The 18,889-nt window shown below is 61.4% G+C and carries 21 protein-coding genes; 7 read left to right on the forward strand and 14 right to left on the reverse strand.

From position 1 onward, the window contains the following. Positions 1 to 2: 2 nt before the first annotated feature. The 5 genes from flgJ to ABX298_RS02825 are packed head-to-tail and all read right to left on the reverse strand — an operon-like array spanning position 3 to position 4,610. Positions 3 to 1,157 (reverse strand): flagellar assembly peptidoglycan hydrolase FlgJ, encoded by a 1,155-nt coding sequence (gene flgJ, locus ABX298_RS02805; RefSeq protein WP_367394060.1) that lies wholly within the window; start codon positions 1,155 to 1,157, stop codon positions 3 to 5. Between the two features lie 11 nt (positions 1,158 to 1,168). Beyond that, positions 1,169 to 2,284: a flagellar basal body P-ring protein FlgI gene (locus tag ABX298_RS02810; RefSeq protein ID WP_013973619.1), complete on the reverse strand. Its 1,116-nt coding sequence runs from the start codon at positions 2,282 to 2,284 to the stop codon at positions 1,169 to 1,171. 6 nt (positions 2,285 to 2,290) lie between these two features. Continuing rightward, positions 2,291 to 2,986, reverse strand: a complete 696-nt coding sequence (flgH, locus tag ABX298_RS02815) for a flagellar basal body L-ring protein FlgH (RefSeq protein WP_015271238.1) — start codon at positions 2,984 to 2,986, stop codon at positions 2,291 to 2,293. Between the two features lie 50 nt (positions 2,987 to 3,036). Next, positions 3,037 to 3,822 carry a flagellar basal-body rod protein FlgG gene (gene flgG / locus ABX298_RS02820; RefSeq protein WP_015271239.1) on the reverse strand — a complete coding sequence of 262 codons (786 nt, stop codon included), beginning with the start codon at positions 3,820 to 3,822 and terminating at the stop codon, positions 3,037 to 3,039. A 47-nt stretch (positions 3,823 to 3,869) separates the two neighbouring features. Further along, positions 3,870 to 4,610, reverse strand: coding sequence for a flagellar basal body rod protein FlgF (locus ABX298_RS02825; protein ID WP_015271240.1), 741 nt, complete (start codon positions 4,608 to 4,610; stop codon positions 3,870 to 3,872). A 279-nt stretch (positions 4,611 to 4,889) separates the two neighbouring features. Between ABX298_RS02825 and ABX298_RS02830 the strand changes: the two genes are divergently transcribed. Beyond that, positions 4,890 to 6,241, forward strand: a protein-coding gene (locus ABX298_RS02830) for an IS3 family transposase (protein WP_237140941.1) whose coding sequence is annotated in 2 segments (ribosomal slippage) — positions 4,890 to 5,367 and positions 5,367 to 6,241 — 1,353 coding nt in all. Because the reading frame shifts where the segments join, the coding sequence is not laid out codon by codon here. A gap of 74 nt (positions 6,242 to 6,315) precedes the next feature. On the opposite strand, the gene ABX298_RS02835 is transcribed toward ABX298_RS02830, so the two are convergent. The 7 genes from ABX298_RS02835 to ABX298_RS02865 form a co-directional block, all read right to left on the reverse strand. After that, positions 6,316 to 6,501 carry a hypothetical protein gene (locus ABX298_RS02835; RefSeq protein ID WP_039612679.1) on the reverse strand — a complete coding sequence of 62 codons (186 nt, stop codon included), beginning with the start codon at positions 6,499 to 6,501 and terminating at the stop codon, positions 6,316 to 6,318. A gap of 72 nt (positions 6,502 to 6,573) precedes the next feature. Further along, the gene (gene flgE, locus ABX298_RS02840) at positions 6,574 to 7,929 is read right to left on the reverse strand and encodes a flagellar hook protein FlgE (protein ID WP_075045942.1); all 1,356 of its coding nucleotides are present in this window, start codon (positions 7,927 to 7,929) and stop codon (positions 6,574 to 6,576) included. Positions 7,930 to 7,960: 31 nt separating this feature from the next. Beyond that, positions 7,961 to 8,665 carry a flagellar hook assembly protein FlgD gene (gene flgD, locus ABX298_RS02845; RefSeq protein ID WP_075045943.1) on the reverse strand — a complete coding sequence of 235 codons (705 nt, stop codon included), beginning with the start codon at positions 8,663 to 8,665 and terminating at the stop codon, positions 7,961 to 7,963. A gap of 15 nt (positions 8,666 to 8,680) precedes the next feature. Then, on the reverse strand, positions 8,681 to 9,124 hold the full coding sequence (gene flgC, locus ABX298_RS02850) for a flagellar basal body rod protein FlgC (RefSeq protein ID WP_003257260.1): 444 nt from the start codon (positions 9,122 to 9,124) through the stop codon (positions 8,681 to 8,683). A 2-nt stretch (positions 9,125 to 9,126) separates the two neighbouring features. After that, positions 9,127 to 9,537, reverse strand: a complete 411-nt coding sequence (gene flgB, locus ABX298_RS02855) for a flagellar basal body rod protein FlgB (RefSeq protein ID WP_015271243.1) — start codon at positions 9,535 to 9,537, stop codon at positions 9,127 to 9,129. Positions 9,538 to 9,905: 368 nt separating this feature from the next. Then, complete coding sequence (gene cheR, locus ABX298_RS02860; RefSeq protein WP_015271244.1) at positions 9,906 to 10,733, reverse strand: protein-glutamate O-methyltransferase CheR; 828 nt, start codon at positions 10,731 to 10,733, stop codon at positions 9,906 to 9,908. A gap of 51 nt (positions 10,734 to 10,784) precedes the next feature. Further along, positions 10,785 to 11,714: a chemotaxis protein CheV gene (locus tag ABX298_RS02865; RefSeq protein WP_039612677.1), complete on the reverse strand. Its 930-nt coding sequence runs from the start codon at positions 11,712 to 11,714 to the stop codon at positions 10,785 to 10,787. Between the two features lie 77 nt (positions 11,715 to 11,791). Here ABX298_RS02865 and flgA point away from each other — a divergent pair, with 77 nt between their 5' ends. The 4 genes from flgA to ABX298_RS02885 all read left to right on the forward strand — a co-directional run bounded on the left by flgA (position 11,792) and on the right by ABX298_RS02885 (position 14,364). Then, positions 11,792 to 12,544, forward strand: a complete 753-nt coding sequence (gene flgA, locus ABX298_RS02870; RefSeq protein ID WP_075045946.1) for a flagellar basal body P-ring formation chaperone FlgA — start codon at positions 11,792 to 11,794, stop codon at positions 12,542 to 12,544. A 164-nt stretch (positions 12,545 to 12,708) separates the two neighbouring features. Further along, positions 12,709 to 13,023, forward strand: coding sequence for a flagellar biosynthesis anti-sigma factor FlgM (gene flgM, locus ABX298_RS02875; RefSeq protein WP_025340104.1), 315 nt, complete (start codon positions 12,709 to 12,711; stop codon positions 13,021 to 13,023). 49 nt (positions 13,024 to 13,072) lie between these two features. Next, entirely contained in the window at positions 13,073 to 13,540 is a 468-nt protein-coding gene (locus ABX298_RS02880; protein WP_075045947.1) for a flagella synthesis protein FlgN, read from the forward strand. Between the two features lie 80 nt (positions 13,541 to 13,620). Beyond that, complete coding sequence (locus ABX298_RS02885) at positions 13,621 to 14,364, forward strand: flagellar brake protein (RefSeq protein ID WP_025340106.1); 744 nt, start codon at positions 13,621 to 13,623, stop codon at positions 14,362 to 14,364. 340 nt (positions 14,365 to 14,704) lie between these two features. On the opposite strand, the gene ABX298_RS02890 is transcribed toward ABX298_RS02885, so the two are convergent. Then, complete coding sequence (locus ABX298_RS02890; protein ID WP_003257254.1) at positions 14,705 to 16,045, reverse strand: MFS transporter; 1,341 nt, start codon at positions 16,043 to 16,045, stop codon at positions 14,705 to 14,707. Between the two features lie 247 nt (positions 16,046 to 16,292). On the opposite strand from ABX298_RS02890, the gene ABX298_RS02895 reads away from it, so the two are divergent. Further along, on the forward strand, positions 16,293 to 16,874 hold the full coding sequence (locus tag ABX298_RS02895) for a hypothetical protein (protein WP_367394061.1): 582 nt from the start codon (positions 16,293 to 16,295) through the stop codon (positions 16,872 to 16,874). Positions 16,875 to 16,971: 97 nt separating this feature from the next. On the opposite strand, the gene bkdR is transcribed toward ABX298_RS02895, so the two are convergent. After that, the gene (bkdR, locus tag ABX298_RS02900; protein ID WP_012273540.1) at positions 16,972 to 17,457 is read right to left on the reverse strand and encodes a Bkd operon transcriptional regulator BkdR; all 486 of its coding nucleotides are present in this window, start codon (positions 17,455 to 17,457) and stop codon (positions 16,972 to 16,974) included. Positions 17,458 to 17,655: 198 nt separating this feature from the next. Here bkdR and ABX298_RS02905 point away from each other — a divergent pair, with 198 nt between their 5' ends. Continuing rightward, positions 17,656 to 18,888 (forward strand): 3-methyl-2-oxobutanoate dehydrogenase (2-methylpropanoyl-transferring) subunit alpha, encoded by a 1,233-nt coding sequence (locus tag ABX298_RS02905; RefSeq protein WP_075045949.1) that lies wholly within the window; start codon positions 17,656 to 17,658, stop codon positions 18,886 to 18,888. The last annotated feature ends 1 nt before the right edge of the window (position 18,889 follow it).

Genomic DNA, 18,889 nt, shown 5'->3' on the forward strand with positions numbered 1-18,889 from the left:
CCTTAAAGTTTCGTTGCGGTACCGAGCATTGCGTAGTGCTCGTACGACTTCATCTGTCTTGCGATCTGCGAGATCTTGCTGGCGTAATTCGGGTCGGTGGCGTACCCGGCCTTTTGCAACTCTTGCACGAACTGTTCTGGTTTATCGGCGGCCTTCACCGCATCTTGATAGCGCGAATTGTTCTGCAGCAGGCTGACCAGGTCGTGGAAGCTGTCCTGGTAGGAATCGTAGGAACGGAACGCCGCCGTCTCCTTGACGAACTGGCCATCGCGGAACTCGCTGGTGATCGCCCGCGCCTCGCCGCCTTCCCAGTTGCCGGTTGCCTTGATGCCGAACAGGTTGTGGCTGCTGCTGCCATCGGTGTTGCGCATGACCGACTTGCCCCAGCCGGTTTCCAGTGCGGCCTGCGCCACCAGATAGCGCGGGTCGATACCGATGCGCTTGGCTGCCTGCTCGGCCATCGGCAGCATGGTGGCGACGAACTCGTCGCTGTCGGCAAAGGCTTTTTTCGGTGCCAGCGGTGGCTGGGCCACGGCGCGCCCGAGGATGCGCAGGCCGTTGTCCGGCACGGCGAAGGCCTTGGCCACTTGCTGGCCGTCACGGGCCGGCACGGCTGCGGTATTGGTGCTGGCCGCCGACGGCAAGATGCCGGCCACCAGGCGGTCGGTGAGCTTGCTCGGCAGCGCCAGGCGTCGCGAATTGAGCGCGGCGACGTCGTTGCGGGTGGCGGTCGACTGCGCGGCATGCACGGGCTCGGCCACCTTGTTGCCCCACAGCGTCGGGGCATTGCCCTCGATACGCGGAAACGGGCTGGTGTTGGCCGGTGTGCCCTTGTTCTTCGACAGCTGGCGCACCAGTACGTCCTGCAGCCCGATACCGCCGCCTTCGCGGGACATGCTCACGGCCAGCTGCTGGTCGTACATGTCGCGGTACTGCTTCACCGTTTCGGTGTTCATCGGGTTGTCATCGGCCAGCACGTCGCTAGCCTTGCGCGAGGCCTTGAGCATTTCGCTGATGAACAGCGACTCGAATTCCTGGGCCACCTTGCGCACGTTGGCGTCGCTGTCGCGGTCGCCATGCTTGAGCGAGCTCAGGCGGTTGAGGTCGGTGTAGGCGCCGCTGTCGGCGCTGCCGGAAACCAGGCTTTTGCTGTTCATCCGTGCCGTCCTCAGATCACGATCAGGTCGGCCTGCAGGGCGCCGGCCTGTTTCAGGGCTTCGAGGATAGCCATCAGGTCGCTGGGCGCTGCGCCCACCTGGTTCACCGCACGGACGATTTCATCCAGCGTGGTGCCCGGGCCGAACTTGAACATCGGCTTGGCTTCCTGCTCGGCGTTCACCCGCGAGCGCGGCACCACGGCGGTCTGGCCATTGGAGAACGGCCCCGGCTGGCTGACGATCGGGTCTTCGGTAATGGTCACGGTCAGGCTGCCGTGGGTCACTGCGGCCGGCGACACCTTGACGTTCTGGCCAATGACGATGGTGCCGGTGCGCGAGTTGATGATGACCTTGGCGACTGCCTGGCCCGGGTCGATCTCGAGGTTCTCGAGGATCGACAGGTAGTCCACGCGCTGGCTCGGGTCCATCGGCGCAGTGACCCGTACCGAACCGCCGTCCACGGCCTGGGCCACGCCCGGGCCGAGCAGGTCGTTGACCTTGTCGACGATGCGCTTGGCAGTGGTGAAGTCGGGGCGGTTGAGGTTCAGGGTCAGGCTGTTGCCCTGGTTGAAGCCGCTCGGCACTGCACGCTCGACGGTAGCGCCGCCTGGGATACGACCGGCCGACGGAACGTTGACGGTGATCTTCGAACCGTCACGGCCCTCGGCATCGAAGCCGCCCACCACCAGGTTACCCTGGGCCACGGCATAGACGTTGCCATCGATACCCTTGAGCGGGGTCATCAGCAGGCTGCCGCCGCGCAGGCTCTTGGAGTTACCGATCGAGGACACGGTAATGTCCACCACCTGGCCTGGCTTGGCGAACGCCGGCAGGTCGGCATGCACCGACACTGCCGCAACGTTTTTCAACTGCACGTTGCCGGAGCCGGCCGGCACCTTGATGCCGAACTGCGACAGCATGTTGTTGAAGGTCTGCAGGGTGAACGGCGTCTGGGTGGTCTGGTCACCCGTGCCATTGAGCCCCACCACCAGGCCGTAACCGATCAGCTGGTTGGAGCGCACGCCAGAAATGCTGGCGATGTCCTTCAGGCGCTCGGCCTGGGCGCCGAAGGCACAGGACAGGAGCAGGGTTGCGGCAATCAGCTGCCTCACGTTGAACATGGTCATCCGTACTCAGAAAGGCCAAAGCGGGCTGATGAAGAAGCGGTCCAGCCACCCGGGCTGGCTGGCATCGGCGAACGAGCCGGTACCGGAATAGGTGATGCGCGCGTCGGCCACGCGAGTGGACGGCACGGTGTTGTCGGTGGCGATGTCGTCGGCGCGGATCATGCCGGCAATGCGCACCAGCTCTTCGCCGGTGTTCAGGGTCAGCCACTTCTCGCCGCGCACGGCGATGATGCCGTTGGGCAACACTTCGGCCACGGTCACGGTGATGGAACCGGTCAGGGTGTTGCCCTGAGTGGCCTTGCTGTCGCCCTTGGTGGCGCGCTCGCCGCTGTAGCCGGCCTCCAGCGACAGGTCACCGCTGCCGAACGGGTTGTTGGTGTTCGGCGTAGTGCCGAACAACGATGTCAGGCCGATGTTGGCGTTGCTGTTTTTCTGGATCTGCGAGCCGGCGTTCTTGCTGGCCGATGTGCGCTCGTTGAGGGTGATGGTGATGATGTCACCCACCCGGAACGCCTTGCGGTCGCTGTACAGGTTCTGCTCGAAGCCGGCCTGGTAGATCGAACCGTTGTTGGCCGCTGCCGGCAACGGGGTGCGCGGCAGTACCGGCGCGTAGTACGGGTCGTTGGGCTTGGGCGTCGGCGCGACGCAACCTGCCAGCAACACCGCCCCCCCCAGGGCGAAAACGGACAACAGACGATTCATGACGCTTACCTCACGGGTGCAACGGAGTGACGGGGTTAGAGCTGCCTGCTTCAGAGCTGTTGAGTAACGAACGACAGCATCTGGTCAGCGGTGGAAATGACCTTGGAGTTCATCTCGTAGGCACGCTGGGTGGTGATCATGTTCACCAGCTCTTCCACGGTGCTGACGTTGGAGTTTTCCAGGGTCTGCTGCAGGGTGGTGCCGAAACCGTTCAGGCCCGGGGTGCCGACTTGCGGCGCGCCACTGGCGGCGGTTTCGAGGAACAGGTTGTCGCCAATCGCCTGCAGGCCGGCCGGGTTGATGAAGTCGGCGGTCTGGATGTTGCCGATCACCTGCGCAGCCGGGTTGCCGGCGGTGGTGATCGACACGGTGCCGTCCTGGCCGACGGTGAAGGTCTGCGCGTCGTTCGGCACGACGATGGCAGGCTCCAGCGCGAAGCCGTTGGCGGTGACGATCTGGCCGTCGGAGTTCAGGTGGAAGGTACCGTCACGGGTGTACGAAACGGTGCCGTCCGGCTGCAATACCTGGAAGAAACCACGGCCGTTGACCGCCATGTCCAGCGGGTTTTCCGTGGTCTGCAGGCTGCCGGTCTGGAAGTTCTTCTGGGTGCCGACAATGCGCACACCAGTACCGACCTGCAGGCCGGAAGGCAGCTCGCTGTCCTGGGTGGACTGCGCGCCTGGCTGGCGTTTGATCTGGTACAGCAGGTCCTGGAACTCGGCGCGATCACGCTTGAAGCCGGTGGTCGAGACGTTGGCCAGGTTGTTGGAGATGACCGTCAGGTTGGTGTCCTGGGCGGACAGGCCGGTTTTAGCGACCCAAAGAGCCGGAAGCATGTAAGTTCTCCTCGTGCGCCTGTTTTACGGCACCCGTTCAAAAGTGATTAGCCGATTTGCAAAACACGCGCCATGGCTTCGTCGCCTTCCTTGGCCGCGTTCATCATCTTGACGTGCAGTTCGAATTGACGGGACAGCGCCAGCACCGAGGTCATTTCTTCCACGGCGTTGACATTGCTGCCTTCCAGGAAGCCCGACACCACCCGCACGTTGACGTCGGCGTCCGCCGGTTGGCCGTCGCGGGTATGGATCAGGCCATCCAGGCCCTTGGTCAGGCCTTTGGTATCCGGGTTGACCAGCTTGATGCGGTCGACTTCGGCCATCACGCGCGGGTCTTCCCCCATGGAGCGGATGCTGATGGTGCCATCGGCGCCGACTTCGACCTTTTGCTCTGGCGGAATCGCAATCGGGCCGCCGTTGCCGATCACCGGCATGCCGTTGCCGGCACGCAGCACACCGAGGGCATCGATGTTCAGGCTGCCGGTGCGTACGTAGGCTTCACTGCCATCGGGCGCCTGCACGGCGATGAAGCCCTTGCCGGTCACCGTCACATCCAGATCGCGGCCGGTTTCAACCATCGGACCTTCGCTGAAGTCGGTGGCCGGGCGCTCGGTCATGGCAAAGGCGCGCGACGGAAAGCTGTCGCCGAACACCGGCATCGAGCGGGCCTGCTCCAGGTCTCGCTGAAAACCGTTGGTGGAAATGTTCGCCAGGTTGTTGGCGTGCGCCTTCTGCGCCAGCGCATTCTGGCTGGCACCGGTCATGGCCACGTAAAGCATCTTGTCCACAGTCATCCTCCATTGCACTGGCGGTCGTTTGCCGCTCGCCGTTGCTATGCGAGCTAGAAAGCAAGTTCCGAACCAACTTTGCGAAATCATGAAAAAGCCCGTGGATACGGGCTTTCGAGGGGGCAGTCGGCATGTTGGACGCCGGTTATCCGGCGCTTGGTTGCCGATGGCGGCAAACCTGTACCGGCCTCTTCGCGGGTGAACCCGCTCCCACAGGTACAGCGCGGCACCTGGACTGCCCCCAAGAAGTTGGACACCAATCCAACCCTTGGGGGATCTATGGGTAAATACACAGAGCAGTTCAAGCTCACGGCTATCACCGCTTACCTAGAGGGCAGCCGGGGCTTTCGCAAGGTGGCACAACACTTTGGCATCGATTTCAGCCTGCTTCGGCGCTGGGTTGCTGGCTACCAAGCCGATGCCAGCCTCAGCCCTCGCTCGCATGGTCGCCGCTACACCGAGGAATTCAAGCGGCGGGTGCTCAAGTACATGCTTGAGCATCGCCTGTCCCTGCGCCAAACAGCGGCGCACTTTGACCTTGGACAGTCCTCACAGATAGGCATTTGGCTGCGGCAGCACTACAGTGGCAGTCCTGTAGCCACTCTCGCCAAACAAAGAAAATCAGCCGTGCCGAAGAAAATTAAGCCCATCAAGCCGACAGACACCAATGACGCAGAGAAATCTCGTGAGCAGTTGTTGAGCGAGCTCGAGTATCTGCGCATGGAGAATGATGTCCTAAAGGAGTTAAAGGCTCTGCGAGAGGAGAAGGAGCGAACACGGACGAAAAAGCCCTGATCGTCTGCAAATTCAGACATAAATATCCGCTGCCTGACCTCTTGCAGATGGTGGGGTTGGCACGCAGTACCTTTTATTACCAGGTCAAGTGCCAGCAAAAGCCGGACAGGCACGCCTCGCTCAAGGAATTGGTGCAGCGTGTCTATCACGAGGAGAAAGGGCTGTATGGCTACCGCCGCATTGCCCTTGCCATCAGGAATCAGGGGACCTTGGTCAACAAGAAGGTCATTGAACGGTTGATGGCTGAGCTTGGTTTGCAGTCCGTTGTACGCCCGAAGAAGTATCGATCCTATCGCGGCATTGTCGGCAAGGTGGCCATGAATTTGCTTGAGCGTAATTTCGTCGCGCAACGCCCCAACCAGAAGTGGGTGACCGATGTCACTGAGTTCAAAGTGGCCCAACAAAAGCTCTACCTGTCGCCCGTGATGGACTTGTACAACGGTGAGATCATCGCCTATGAAACAGCTTGCCGGCCTACCTATGGCTTGGTTGGGAACATGCTGGAAAAGGCGCTCGATGGGTTGGGTGAAAAGCCCAAGCTAGTGATCCACTCAGATCAGGGATGGCATTACCAGCAGCCCCAATACCGCCATAAGCTCGCAGCGCGCGGTGTGAAGCAGAGCATGTCTCGCAAGGGCAATTGTCTGGATAATGCAGCGATGGAAAGCTTCTTCGGCACACTGAAGTCAGAGTTCTTCTACCTGAAGCGCTTTGAAAGCGTCGAACAGCTGAAGGCGGGCCTGGAGGAGTACATCCATTACTACAACCATGACCGCATCAGGCTGAAACTCAATGGTCTGAGCCCTGTCAGCTACAGGACTCAGGCCACTGGCTAAAACTGTCCAACTTTTCGGGGGCAGTCCAACCTGTGGGAGCGGGTTCACCCGCGAAAAGGCCAGTACAGGTTTATTCAAGGCTCGCGGCAACCACCATTGCTGTAGGGGCCGGCGAACTTCTTCCAGCCATCCCCCGGCGGCCATTGCGAGCAGACCAGGCGCCCATCCACCTGGCTTTCCCAGCGCCACCAGGGCGCGGTACCGGCCTGGGCCTGGTACAGGCAGAAAGCAGCGACCAATGTGACAACCAGCCTTTTCATGACCCCTCCGGCAAAGACGACGAACCCCTTCATGACAAAGGGGTTCGCCCACATACACTCAGCCAGCGACCATCAGGCCATCTGGATGACGGTCTGCATGATGGTGCTTTCAGTGGAGATAGTCTTGGCGTTCGCCTGGTAGTTGCTCTGCGCCTTGATCAGCTCTACCAGCTCCTGCGTCAGGTTCACGTTCGAGCCTTCCAGCGCGTTGGACTCGACGCTGCCCAGGGTACCTGTCTTCGGCGCATCGATGCCCGGGATGCCGGACGTGTAGGTTTCGGTCCAGCGGGTACCACCAATCTGCTGCAGGCCCTGCTCGTTGGCGAAGCTGGCCAGGGCCACCTGGCCAATGGCACGGGATTGCTGGTTGCTGAAGCTGGCGAACAGCACACCGGTCGAGTCGATGCTCAGGCTCGACAGGATACCGGTCGCGTAGCCGTCCTGAGACTGCGACATCCGCGCGGTCTCGGTGTTGTAGGAGGTAGTGCTGTTCATCGCCAGGCGCATGCCATCGGCATTGCCCACCGCGCCATTGGAAATCCAGTTACCCGCAGAATCTTCCACCGCCGGCACCCAGCCAGTCATGGTGAAGGTGTTGTTGGTCACGGTGAACGACGAACCCGCCGGGTGGCCGGTATTGTCCGCAGTCATGCTCTTGACCGAGCCATCGCTGTTGAAGCTGATGGTGCCAGTCAGCGGCACGGTGGAGGATGGGGAAAACGGGTTGCGCCCATCGACCAGGGTGTACATGGTCCACTCATTGGTGCCAGTCTTGCGATAGAACTGCTCCATGGTGTGCTCGTTACCCTGGCTGTCGTACACCTTGGTCGGGAAAGACTTGGTGTAAGTCGTCTGATCGGAAGGATCGAACGGCAGGTTCGGCACCATCACGCCAGTGCCATCATCCACTTCCAACGGGATGTCGGCGGCCGAGGAATTCAGGTTGATACCCTGGTCGATCAGCGATGTTGCCTTTGGCTGCAGCGACGACGTATCGATCTGCAGATCGGTGAGCACGCCCTTCTGGATCTTGCCAGTCGAGTCGGCGGCATAGCCCTGCAGGCGCAAGCCGTCCGAGGTAACCACGAAGTTGTCCTTGCTGGCCTGGAAAGCACCCGCACGGGTGTACACGCGCGAGCCGTTATCGGACAGCACGAAGAAGCCCTGCCCCTGAATCCCCATGTCCAGCACGTTGCCGGTGGTGTTGACGTCACCCTGGGTGAACTGCTGGGAAACCGCTGCCAGGCGCACGCCGTTACCCACCTGGTTCTTGCCAACACCCAGGCGGTTGGAACCTGCATAGACATCGGCGAACTCGGCACGCGACGACTTGAAACCGTTGGTGTTGACGTTGGCGATGTTGTTGCCGGTGACATCCAGCTGCTTGTTTGCTGCGTACAGACCGCTAAGGCCGATATTGAAAGACATGAATTCGCTCCTTTTGCCGCTCTAGCGGGCCTTAGATACCGATGGTTTGCACGTCGGAGAGGGACACTTTGCCAACACCGGCGAGGTTGAGCACCATTTCGCCGGCGGCACTGAAACTGACGCTGGTCACCTTGGCTGGCAACAGCGTGTTCATCTGCACCGACTTGCCATCCACCGTGGTGGTGGCAGTGAAGGTGTAAGTACCAGGGTCGACTTTCTGGCCACTGCTGTTGGTACCGTCCCAGATGAAATCGGCGTAACCGGCTTTCTGCTCGCCCAGCTCGATGGTCTTGACGGTATTGCCGTCCTTGTCCTTGATGGTGATCTTCGCTTCGCCGATGGCCTGCGGCACGACGAACTGCGCATTGAAGCTTTCTGCGGTGTCGACCACGGCCTTGTCGTTCTGCACCACCACCGAACGCCCGACCAGCGACGACGCCTGCAGGGCCTGGGACGAGGCCATGGCGCTGGTGATGGAGTTGACCGATTCGTTCAGCGAGGTAATGCCTTCCAGGCTGCTGAACTGCGCCAACTGGGCAACGAACTCACCGTTGTCCTGTGGGTCCAGCGGGTTCTGGTGTTGCATCTGGGTGACCAGCAATTGCAGGAACGCGTCCTTGCCGAGCGAGTCGTTGCCGGTCTTGGAGGCGGTGTCCGTGGTCTTCTTGGTGCTGGTGCCTACACCCGACGCCGCGAGCACGTCGTTGAGGTTCACACCGTTGGTATCGATTGCCATGGTCTGGTTTCCTTATCACTGACCGAGGGTCAGGACCTTCTGCATCATGGCCTTGGCCGTATTCATCAACTCGGCGTTGGTCTGGAACGCGCGGCTGGCGGAGATCATGTCAGCCATCTCCTCGACCACGTTGACGTTCGGGTAGTAGACGTAGCCGTCCTTGTTCGCCGCCGGGTGGTTGGGCTCGTAACGGGCCTCCAGGTTGCTCTGGTCCTCGACGATGCCTTTTACCTGCACACCCTGCCCTGCCTCGCCCTGGTCTTCGAACAGCGACTGGCTGCCGCCGGCCTGCGCGTCCTGGAAGGTGGTGGCGAACACCGGGTGGCGGGCGCGGTAGGTCTGGTCGATGCTCGAGGACACGGTCTCGGCGTTGGCGATGTTGGAAGCAACGGTGTTCAGGCGCGTGTTCTGCGCACTCATGCCGCTACCGGCAATGTTGAAGACACTGGAAAGGGACATGGTCATTCTCCCCGCAGGGCCGAAACCAGCCCTTTGAATTTACTGTTGAGCAAGGTGAAGCTGGCCTGGAAGCCGACGGCGTTTTCGGTGTAGTTCGATTGCTCGATCTGCGCGTCCACGGTGTTCTGGTCGATCGACGGCTGCGTTGGCGTGCGGTACTTGAGGGTATCGTCGGCCATGGCCAGGCCCTCGGCCTCGATATGGCGGCTGTTGGTACGATCGAGGCTGAAACGGCCGCCACTTTGCTGCTTGTCGCTTTCGGCAGCGAGCACCGAGGCGAAGTCCATGTCGCGCGCCTTGTAGTTGGGCGTGTCGGCGTTGGCGATGTTGTTGGCCAGCACTTCGGCGCGCTGGGCGCGGAAGCCCAGGGCCTTTTCGTGAATACCAAGCGCCTTGTCGAAGCTGATGCTCATGTCGGGGAAACCTTCGGAGGTTGACCGGAATATCGTTGGGCAAGGTATAGCAAGGGCTGTGCCAACCAACAGAAAGCCCGGAAATACGGGCTTGCAGGGCAAGGTGCTGTCAGAGTGATGCCAGAAAAGCGGCAAAGGCCTTCCGCCTTGAGCGGCGAAAGCGGCAATTGCCGGGCGGCAAAAGCGGCAAAACAAAAAATTGACGTCAGCATTTCTCCTGCGCCGGCCTCTTCGCGGGTAAACCCGCTCCCACAGGGTTCTGCACAGCTTTAAAAGTCGGTGCGGTACCTGTGGGAGCGGGTTTACCCGCGAAGAGGCCGGCACAGGCAAACAAAAAGGCCGGCAACTTTCGCTGCCGGCCCTCTTGGTTACTTCGCCTGGTAGATGATCCCCGGGCTGCACTGCACCATTTGGTAATGGTCCGGCAGCCCGTTCAGCGCCTCGGAAGCCCCGAGGAACAGATACCCACCCGGCTTCAAGGTACTGTGGATACGCAACAGGATGTCCTTCTTCACCTGCGCCGAGAAATAGATCAGCACGTTACGGCAGAACACCACATCGAACTTGCCCAGGCTGGCATAGCTGTCGAGCAGGTTGAACGAGCGGAACTCGACGCGGCTGCGAATCGCCGGCTTGACCGCCCAACGCCCCGGCCCCTTGGTGTCGAAGTAGCGCTGCAGGCGCTCCTGGGACAAGCCACGGGCAATTGCCAGGCTGTCGTACTCGCCGGTCTTGCAGTTGGTCAGCATGGTGCCAGACAGGTCGGTGGCAACGATCTGCGCGCCCATCTTCAACTGGCCGAGGTTGCTGCGCTCGAATTCGTCGATGGCCATCGAGATGGAATACGGCTCCTGCCCCGACGAACAGGCCGCCGACCACATGCGCAGGCGCTGGCCGGGGTTGTTGCGGATGAACTCGGGGATGACCTTGTTCTTCAGCACCTCGAACGGGTAGGTATCGCGAAACCACAGGGTCTCGTTGGTGGTCATGGCATCGACCACCTGCTCGCGCAAGCCGCCACGCGGCTGGGCCTGGATGCGCTGCACCAGCTCGCCCAGGCTCTTGATGCCCTGTTGCTCCATCAGCTTGTTGAGACGGCTGGAGACCAGGTACTGCTTATTCTCGCCCAGCAGGATGCCACAGGCTTTCTCCAGGAAGACCCGGAACTGTTCGAAATCCAAATTACCCGTAGACACTACTGCCGCCTCTTTTAAATCACTGGTGCCGGGGGCCTGCCCCCGGCGGCTTCAATGCGTTGCCTTGATCCGGTCGACCACCCGCTGGGCCAGGTCGTCCGGCTTGAACTTGGCCAGGAAGTCATCGGCACCGACCTTCTTGACCATCGCCTGGTTGAACACCCCGGAAAGCGAAGTATGCAGGCAGATGTGCAATTTTTGCATGCGCGGATCGCTGCGGATCTCCGCCGTTAGCGTATAGCCGTCCATTTCCGGCATTTCAATGTCCGAGATCATCATCAGGAACTCTTCTTCCGGCTTCTTGCCCTCGTCCACCAACTGGCGCAGGTAGTTTAGGGCCTGACGGCCGTCATTGAGCGCCACCACCTCGACCCCCACGGTCTGCAGGCAACGGCTGACCTGCTTGCGCGCCACCGACGAATCGTCGACGGTGAGCACCCGCAGCAGCACGGCCTTGTCCTGCACCTCGGCATCGATCACCCCGGCCGACACCGACTCGGACGACGGCGCCACTTCGGCCAGCACCTTCTCCACATCGATGATCTCGACCATGCGGTTGTCCACCCGGGTAACCGCGGTCAGGTAGTGGTCGCGGCCGGTGCCCTTGGGTGGCGGATGGATTTCTTCCCAGTTCATGTTGACGATGCGCTCCACCGAGTGCACCAGGAAGCCTTGGGTCTTGGTGTTGTACTCGGTGATGATCACGAAACTGTTGCGCGTGTCTTCCTGCAGCGGCCGCAACCCGGTGGCCATCGACAGGTCGAGGATCGGGATGGTCGCCCCGCGAATATTGGCAACACCGCGCACCACCGGGTGCGCCTTGGGCAGCAGGGTCAGCGCAGGGCATTGCAGCACTTCCCTGACCTTGAATACGTTGATGCCGTAAAGCTGCTCGCCATTGAGGCGGAACAGCAGCAATTCCAGGCGATTCTGCCCCACCAGCTGCGTGCGCTGGTTGACCGAATCCATAACACCTGCCATGCCAGACTCCTTTATGTTTCAGCCTTTCGTTGCAACTCAGGTAGCGAGTCGGCACGGGCTTTGCTTTTTTGAGCGCCATGTACACGAAAACGACATTTTTCCGACGATTGACGCGCCTGCTGACTGGCTCGCTGGCCATGCTGTGCCTTCTGGTGCCCGGCGTTCGCACGGTAGCGGACGCGTTTACCTTGCCTGAACAGCTTATCGGTGTCACTCAAGGGTTTCTTGAATTCAGCGTCGAAGATTATCTGGCAACCACCCAGACCGCCGGCCGTTACGAGATCCAGGTCAACCCGCTGGACCCGCGCCTGCGCATGCCACTGTGCAGCCAGCAGCTGGACGCCTCGCTGGAAAGCCCGGCCCAGCCGCTGGGCCGCGTCACGGTAAAGGTACGCTGCGAAGGCACCGCGCCTTGGACCGTGTTCGTGCCGGCCACCGTGCGGCTGTTCCGCGAAGTGGTGGTGGTGACCCGGCCGCTCAAGCGCGACAACGTGGTGGGCGAAGGCGACGTGGCCCTGCGCGAGCGCGATGTCGGCACCCTGGGCCAAGGTTTTTTGACCGAACTGGAGCAGGCGGTGGGCATGAAGATGCTGCGCCCCACGGTGATCGACCAGGTACTCACCCCGCAACACCTGGAACAGGCCGAGGTGGTGCGCAAGGGCGACCACGTGGTGATCATCGCCCGCAGTGGCAGCCTGAGTGTGCGCATGCCCGGAGAAGCCCTGAGCAAGGGTGGCCTGAGCGAACAGATCCGGGTGCGCAACCTCAATTCCAAACGAGTGATCAAGGCCAGGGTGACCGGCCCCGGCCAGGTCGAGGTAAGTATGTAGCCAGCCCATTGATTTGCGCTGGCGGTGAGGAACCGCTTTTCCTAAACTGTGTCAGAAAACGGGTTCGCGAGCTTGCTGACAGGCGGCTATGCATTTGTGCCTAAAGTTTCTTTCGGGTTGGCCGAAAACAAGGCAAGCGTCCAAATACCCAGAGGTTTCTGATCATGGTCATCGACTTCAGTCGTTTGAATAACTCTCCGTCCGTCACGGGCGGCGTGCGCGGCAACACCGCGAACGGCAGCGCCGAAAAACCGGCAGCCAGCCAGGAAGCGGCAACCGCCACCAGCGCCAGCGGAGAAGCGGTACACCTCAGCCAAGAGGCCCAGCAGTTGCAGAAGATCAGCGACAAGCTGCGCGACGAGCCAGTGGTCAACAGTGCCCGTGTGGCCCAGTTGAAACAGGCGATCGCCGACGGCAGCTACCAGGTCGATGCCGGCCGGGTCGCCAGCAAACTGCTCGATTTCGAAGCCCAGCGCTGACCGTTCGGCGCGCTGACTTCACGGACGCTAGAAAAGCCAAGAGTTAGCCATGCACGACACCACCTTGCTGCAACTGATCGAAGATGACATCGCCCCCATGCAGGAGCTGCTGGACCTTCTGCAAAAGGAAGCGATCGCCCTGCATGGCCGCGACATGGCGCCACTGGAGAATATCCTGGCCCGCAAGCAGTCTTTGATCGTGCTGCTGGAGCAGCAAGGCCTGCGGCGCAACAACCTGCTTGCCAGCCTTGGCCTGACCCCCGATCGCGCCGGAGTGGAGGCCGTGGCGGCACAATCGCCGAACGGTGAACTGCTGCTGCAGCAACTCGATGTGATCAGCCAGTTGATGCAAGCCTGCCAGCAGCTCAACGAGACCAATGGCCGGATCATCCAGGTGCAGCAACACGTCACCAACAACCAGATCCGGATCCTCATGGGCGGCGATTCTCCGTCGCTCTACGACAGCCGCGGCAGCACCTCGCCACTGGCCAAGCCACGGGCGCTCAGCCAAGTGTGATTTTTTCTATCAAGGCACGGAACATACTGGCAAAATGCCGTTAATTGCGTGTGTCGCTTTTGCCTGGAGAACGATAAGCCGTGTTCAATGAATCCGATGCCCCGCAGCCGCCAAAGGTGCTGAACACCCCTTTGGAGATTGCGGCCAACTTGCGGCAGCTGCAGGAAAGCCACGACCCCCTGATCATCACCTTCCACGACCGCAGCCAGCGCTTCCAGAGCTACGTGGTGCACGTGGACCGTGAAAGCAACACCCTGGCGCTGGACGAGATGATCCCGCGTGACGGTGAAAAGTTCATCGAGAACGGCGAACACTTCCGCGTCGAAGGCTTCCACGATGGCGTGCGCATCGCCTGGGACTGCAACCACGAGCTGAAGATCAGCGAAGTCGACGGCCACCGCTGCTACCGCGGCGCCATGCCTCTGGAGATGACCTACCACCAGCGCCGCAATGCCTTCCGCGCCGCGCTGAAGCTGTCGCAGCTGGTCGATGTCATCCTCGATGGCGCCCACCTCAAGGGCAACGGCGCCCTGCGTGGCAAGCTGCTGGACATCTCCGCCACCGGCTGCAAGCTGCGCTTCGAAGGCAATGTCGAGGATCGCCTGCAACTGGGCCAGGTGTACGAGCGTTTCAAGGCGGGCAACCCGCTGGGCCTGGTCGACACCATGGTCGAGCTGCGCCACCTGCACTATGAAGAGCGGATCAACACCACCTTTGCCGGCGTACGCTTCCATAACCTTACCGGGCAGGCGCAGCGCAAGGTCGAGAGCTTTGTGTACCAACTGCAACGTGAAGCGCGGCGGTTCGACAAGGACGACTATTGATCGTCGGCCGAGTACAAAAACGCCACCTATCAAGGTGGCGTTTTCATTTGTGCTTCTCCTGTGCCGGCCTCTTCGCGGGCATGCCCGCTCCCACAGAACTGCAAATAACTCATTGAATTAGCAGGGACTCTGTGGGAGCGGCTTTAGCCGCGAACACCGGCGCAGCCGGTGCCATGCACCGCGTTGGATTCTTCGCGGCTAAAGCCGCTCCCACAGGGTACGCGTACTGCTTGCGGATTCAGTTCTCTACGCGACAGATCTCCCACAGGTACAACGCATGCCTTGAACGCTGCGCGGTCGCTGTGGGAGCGGGCGTGCCCGCGAAGAGGCCGGCACAGGCCTACACCGACTTGCTGACCTCACCTTCCGGCTCAGGCTCCTTGTCAGCCCCCTTCTCTTCCGCCTCGGTATCCTCCGCCGCCACCGGTGCCTGCATCACCTCCTGTACCGTCTGCTCATCCACCCGTGGGTCCAGCGCCGCCGACAGTGGCGAACCGGCAGCCGGCATGGCAACGTGGCCCAAAGGCGCATCCTGCACCTGGTGCAGCCCGGTGACCGCTTTCGGTCGAATGCGCCACACCAGCACCAGGGCAAAGAACACGAAGAAGGCATACAGCATCTGCGGGCCCAGCACCTTCATCAGCACGCCTGCCGCCAGCGGCCCGATACAGGCACCCACGCCGTAGGTCACCAGCAGCATTGCGGTCAGCGACACCCGCCGTTCGCTTTCCACATGGTCGTTGGAAAACGCCACCGCCAGCGGGTACAGGCAGAACTGCAACAGCGAAATCACGAAGCCTATGCCGAACAGCAACTCCAGCGGCACGCTGGGCAGCATCGCCAGCGGCGCCGAGGCCAGCGCCAACCCCACCGCCACGCTGCGGATCAGCACGGCCCGATCGTAGCGGTCAGACAACCAGCCCAGCGGCCACTGCACCAGCAGGCCGGCAAAGATGCAGCTACCCATGAACAGACCGACCTGCTCGGTAGTCATGCCCTGGCTGGAGGCATACAAGGGCGCCAGGCCATAGAACGAGCCGACGATCAGCCCCGAGCCCAGCACCGTGCTGAGCGACTGCGGCACGCGCTTGATGAAGAACTTCGGCTCCATCGGTGCCGGGCGCAACGGCGCCGGGTGAATGCGCCGGGTCATGGCGACCGGTACCAGGCACAGGGTGAAACACATGGCCACCAGCATCAGCAGCTCCAGGCCAAGCTGTGGGTGCACCACCAGGATCAGCTGGCCGAGCACCAGGCCCAGGTACGAGGCGATCATGTAGCCGCTGAACACCGCGCCGCGATGCTTCACGTCGGCCTGCTCGTTCAGCCAGCTCTCGATGACCATGTACTGGCACATCATCCCCAGGCCGACAATCATCCGCAGCCCGACCCAGGCCGGCAGCCAACTGGTCAGGCCATGGCCGAGCACCGCCGCACCGACGATGCCGGCGCAAGTGGCATAGGCGCGAATGTGCCCTACCCGGCCAATCAACCGGTGGCCGACCTTGCCGCCTACCGCCAGGCCAAAGTAGTTGGCCGCCATCAAGGCACCCACCCACAGGCTGTCGACATGATCAGCTGCCAGGCGCAGGGCCAGGTAGGTACTGAGCAGGCCCGAGCCGATCAACATCATCAGCGCGGCGAAATACAACGACTGAAACGGCTTCCATATATTTCGCATAGGTCCCTTGCGGCTCCCGGGTCAGGTGGCGATGGGTTGCAGCCAAGCATAAAAGCAAAATTGCTGCGGCGCAGTCCCCTGCCTGACAAATCGTGAATCAAGGGCGCGTCCAGTGTCGGTCATGTCGTGATCATGCACTGGCATCATGGGACCAAGCTGCGCTCCAAGCGTTTCCATCTCATTGTTCACCAGCCGAAGGGTTAGCTTGCCTCGTCCCATCCCGGGAGCAACTGAGACTGGAGGTTACATGATCAAAGCTGATTTCACCGCTGAACTGCATACCCATGCAGGCCGAGTGGTAGTTGCAGAATCATCCGTCGGGCAACACCCATTCACATGGCTGGATGAGGACGGCTGGTTGTGCGTCGATAATCACCGAAAGGCGCATGCGCGGGACGAGATCGTACGTATCGCGTTCGATTTCAAGTACATCACATCGGAGAAGGGACGGGACCTCTACTACATCTCGTGCAACAACCACTGGAAATTCGCAGGCGCGAGGCTTGAGCAAAATTCCAGAGGCTGGCTCGGCCTGTATGGGACAGGCGTGATAGGCAGAGTCACGGATGCCGTGGCGAACTTCAAGCCACAACTGGCAGGCCTTGGCGACTACTGGAAAATCGATACACAGGATGATTGGAACGGCGACCTGAACAGCGCCGAAAGAGTTCCGTTCTACCTGCGCGACAAACACGGCCATCGTGTGGCATCGACAAGGCCTGAAGATGCATCCACAGACCTGTCCCTCACCTTTGACAGATTTCTGAATGCAAGCGCAACGCCGGGACAGATACTCATGTTCTACCTGGAGAACATCCGGCTAGCCTGACACCCGGCATCACACCTGCGAAAGCCCCTGCCAGAAGGTGCCCTGCCTCTCGGAATCAATGAGGCGTTGCCAAGGCCAATCATCAGTCAGGCCACACCTATTCCCGCAAGGTCATGCCATTGGCCGGCAGCGGCAAGGCCGTCTTGTAGCGCACCTGCTTCAAGGCGAAACTGGAACGGATATTGGCCACCCCTGGCAACCGCGTCAGGTAATCCAGGAACCGTTCCAGCGCCTGGATGCTGGGCAGCAGTACCCGCAACAGGTAGTCCGGATCGCCCGTCATCAGGTAACACTCCATCACTTCAGGCCGTTCGGCAATTTCTTCCTCGAAACGGTGCAACGACTGCTCGACCTGTTTTTCCAGGCTCACATGGATGAACACGTTCACGTCCAGCCCCAACGCCTCGGGCGACAGCAAGGTCACCTGCTGGCGGATCACCCCCAGTTCTTCCATGGCCCGCACCCGGTTGAAGCAGGGTGTAGGGGACAGGTTCACCGAGCGGGCCAGCTCGGCGTTGGTGATGCGGGCATTTTCCTGCAGGCTGTTGAGAATGCCGATATCGGTACGATCGAGTTTGCGCATGAGACAAAATCACCGGTTTTTTGTGTTTATACGGAATGTTTATCTGCCCTGCTCGGCAAAGGCAATCAACTTGAGAGAAAAATTCTCCTGCCGGCCCACTAAGATGTAGGGGACGCTGACCTACCAGTCACAAGCCGGTACTCAGCGGCGGCCGCTTCAGAGCTCACAAAAACAAATACCCGAGCGAGCGTAAAAAGCATGAACGAGTACGCCCCCCTGCGTTTGCATGTGCCCGAGCCTACCGGCCGGCCAGGCTGCCAGACCGATTTCTCCTACCTGCGCCTGAACGATGCAGGTCAAGCCCGTAAACCCCCAGTCGATGTCGACGCTGCCGACACCGCGGACCTGTCCTACAGCCTGATCCGCGTGCTCGACGAGCAAGGCGACGCGCAAGGCCCGTGGGCCGAAGACATCGCCCCGCAAGTTCTCCGTCAGGGCATGCGCGCCATGCTCAAGACACGGATTTTCGACAGCCGCATGGTGGTCGCCCAGCGCCAGAAGAAGATGTCCTTCTACATGCAGAGCCTGGGTGAAGAAGCCATCGGCAGCGGCCAGGCCCTGGCGCTGAACCGCACCGACATGTGCTTCCCCACCTACCGCCAGCAAAGCATCCTGATGGCCCGCGACGTGTCGCTGGTCGAGATGATCTGCCAGCTGCTGTCCAACGAGCGTGACCCGCTCAAGGGCCGCCAGCTGCCGATCATGTATTCGGTACGCGACGCCGGTTTCTTCACCATCAGCGGCAACCTGGCGACCCAGTTCGTGCAGGCGGTCGGCTGGGCCATGGCCTCGGCGATCAAGGGCGATACCAAGATCGCCTCGGCGTGGATCGGCGACGGCGCAACCGCCGAGTCGGACTTCCACACCGCCCTCACCTTCGCCCACGTGTACCGGGCCCCGGTGATCCTCAACGTGGTCAACAACCAGTGGGCGATTTCCACCTTCCAGGCCATCGCCGGTGGCGAGTCGACCACCTTCGCCGGCCGTGGCGTGGGTTGCGGCATTGCCTCGCTGCGGGTTGACGGCAACGACTTCGTCGCCGTGTACGCCGCCTCGCGCTGGGCCGCCGAACGCGCCCGTCGCGGCCTGGGCCCATGCCTGATCGAGTGGGTCACCTACCGTGCCGGCCCGCACTCGACTTCGGACGACCCGTCCAAGTACCGCCCGGCCGATGACTGGAGCCACTTCCCGCTCGGCGACCCGATCGCCCGCCTGAAGCAGCACCTGATCAAGATCGGCCACTGGTCCGAGGAAGAACACCAGGCCACCACTGCCGAGCTGGAAGCCGCGGTGATCGCCGCGCAGAAGGAAGCCGAGCAGTACGGCACCCTGGCCAACGGTCACATCCCGAGTGCCGCCTCGATGTTCGAGGATGTGTACAAGGAAATGCCCGACCACCTGCGCCGTCAACGCCAGGAACTGGGGGTTTGAC

Origin of the sequence: Pseudomonas sp. X4 (assembly GCF_040784925.1) — a bacterium.
In the GTDB taxonomy this organism is placed as follows: Bacteria; Pseudomonadota; Gammaproteobacteria; order Pseudomonadales; family Pseudomonadaceae; genus Aquipseudomonas; species Aquipseudomonas putida_Z.

Coding starts and splice junctions, on each gene's coding strand:
- flgJ (WP_367394060.1), bottom strand. CDS start 1,157: ATGAACAGCAAAAGCCTGGTTTCCGGCAGCGCCGACAGCGGCGCCTAC.
- ABX298_RS02810 (WP_013973619.1), bottom strand. CDS start 2,284: ATGACCATGTTCAACGTGAGGCAGCTGATTGCCGCAACCCTGCTCCTG.
- flgH (WP_015271238.1), bottom strand. CDS start 2,986: ATGAATCGTCTGTTGTCCGTTTTCGCCCTGGGGGGGGCGGTGTTGCTG.
- flgG (WP_015271239.1), bottom strand. CDS start 3,822: ATGCTTCCGGCTCTTTGGGTCGCTAAAACCGGCCTGTCCGCCCAGGAC.
- ABX298_RS02835 (WP_039612679.1), bottom strand. CDS start 6,501: ATGAAAAGGCTGGTTGTCACATTGGTCGCTGCTTTCTGCCTGTACCAG.
- flgE (WP_075045942.1), bottom strand. CDS start 7,929: ATGTCTTTCAATATCGGCCTTAGCGGTCTGTACGCAGCAAACAAGCAG.
- flgD (WP_075045943.1), bottom strand. CDS start 8,665: ATGGCAATCGATACCAACGGTGTGAACCTCAACGACGTGCTCGCGGCG.
- flgC (WP_003257260.1), bottom strand. CDS start 9,124: ATGTCCCTTTCCAGTGTCTTCAACATTGCCGGTAGCGGCATGAGTGCG.
- flgB (WP_015271243.1), bottom strand. CDS start 9,537: ATGAGCATCAGCTTCGACAAGGCGCTTGGTATTCACGAAAAGGCCCTG.
- ABX298_RS02865 (WP_039612677.1), bottom strand. CDS start 11,714: ATGGCAGGTGTTATGGATTCGGTCAACCAGCGCACGCAGCTGGTGGGG.
- flgA (WP_075045946.1), top strand. CDS start 11,792: ATGTACACGAAAACGACATTTTTCCGACGATTGACGCGCCTGCTGACT.
- flgM (WP_025340104.1), top strand. CDS start 12,709: ATGGTCATCGACTTCAGTCGTTTGAATAACTCTCCGTCCGTCACGGGC.
- ABX298_RS02880 (WP_075045947.1), top strand. CDS start 13,073: ATGCACGACACCACCTTGCTGCAACTGATCGAAGATGACATCGCCCCC.
- ABX298_RS02890 (WP_003257254.1), bottom strand. CDS start 16,045: ATGCGAAATATATGGAAGCCGTTTCAGTCGTTGTATTTCGCCGCGCTG.
- ABX298_RS02895 (WP_367394061.1), top strand. CDS start 16,293: ATGATCAAAGCTGATTTCACCGCTGAACTGCATACCCATGCAGGCCGA.
- bkdR (WP_012273540.1), bottom strand. CDS start 17,457: ATGCGCAAACTCGATCGTACCGATATCGGCATTCTCAACAGCCTGCAG.
- ABX298_RS02905 (WP_075045949.1), top strand. CDS start 17,656: ATGAACGAGTACGCCCCCCTGCGTTTGCATGTGCCCGAGCCTACCGGC.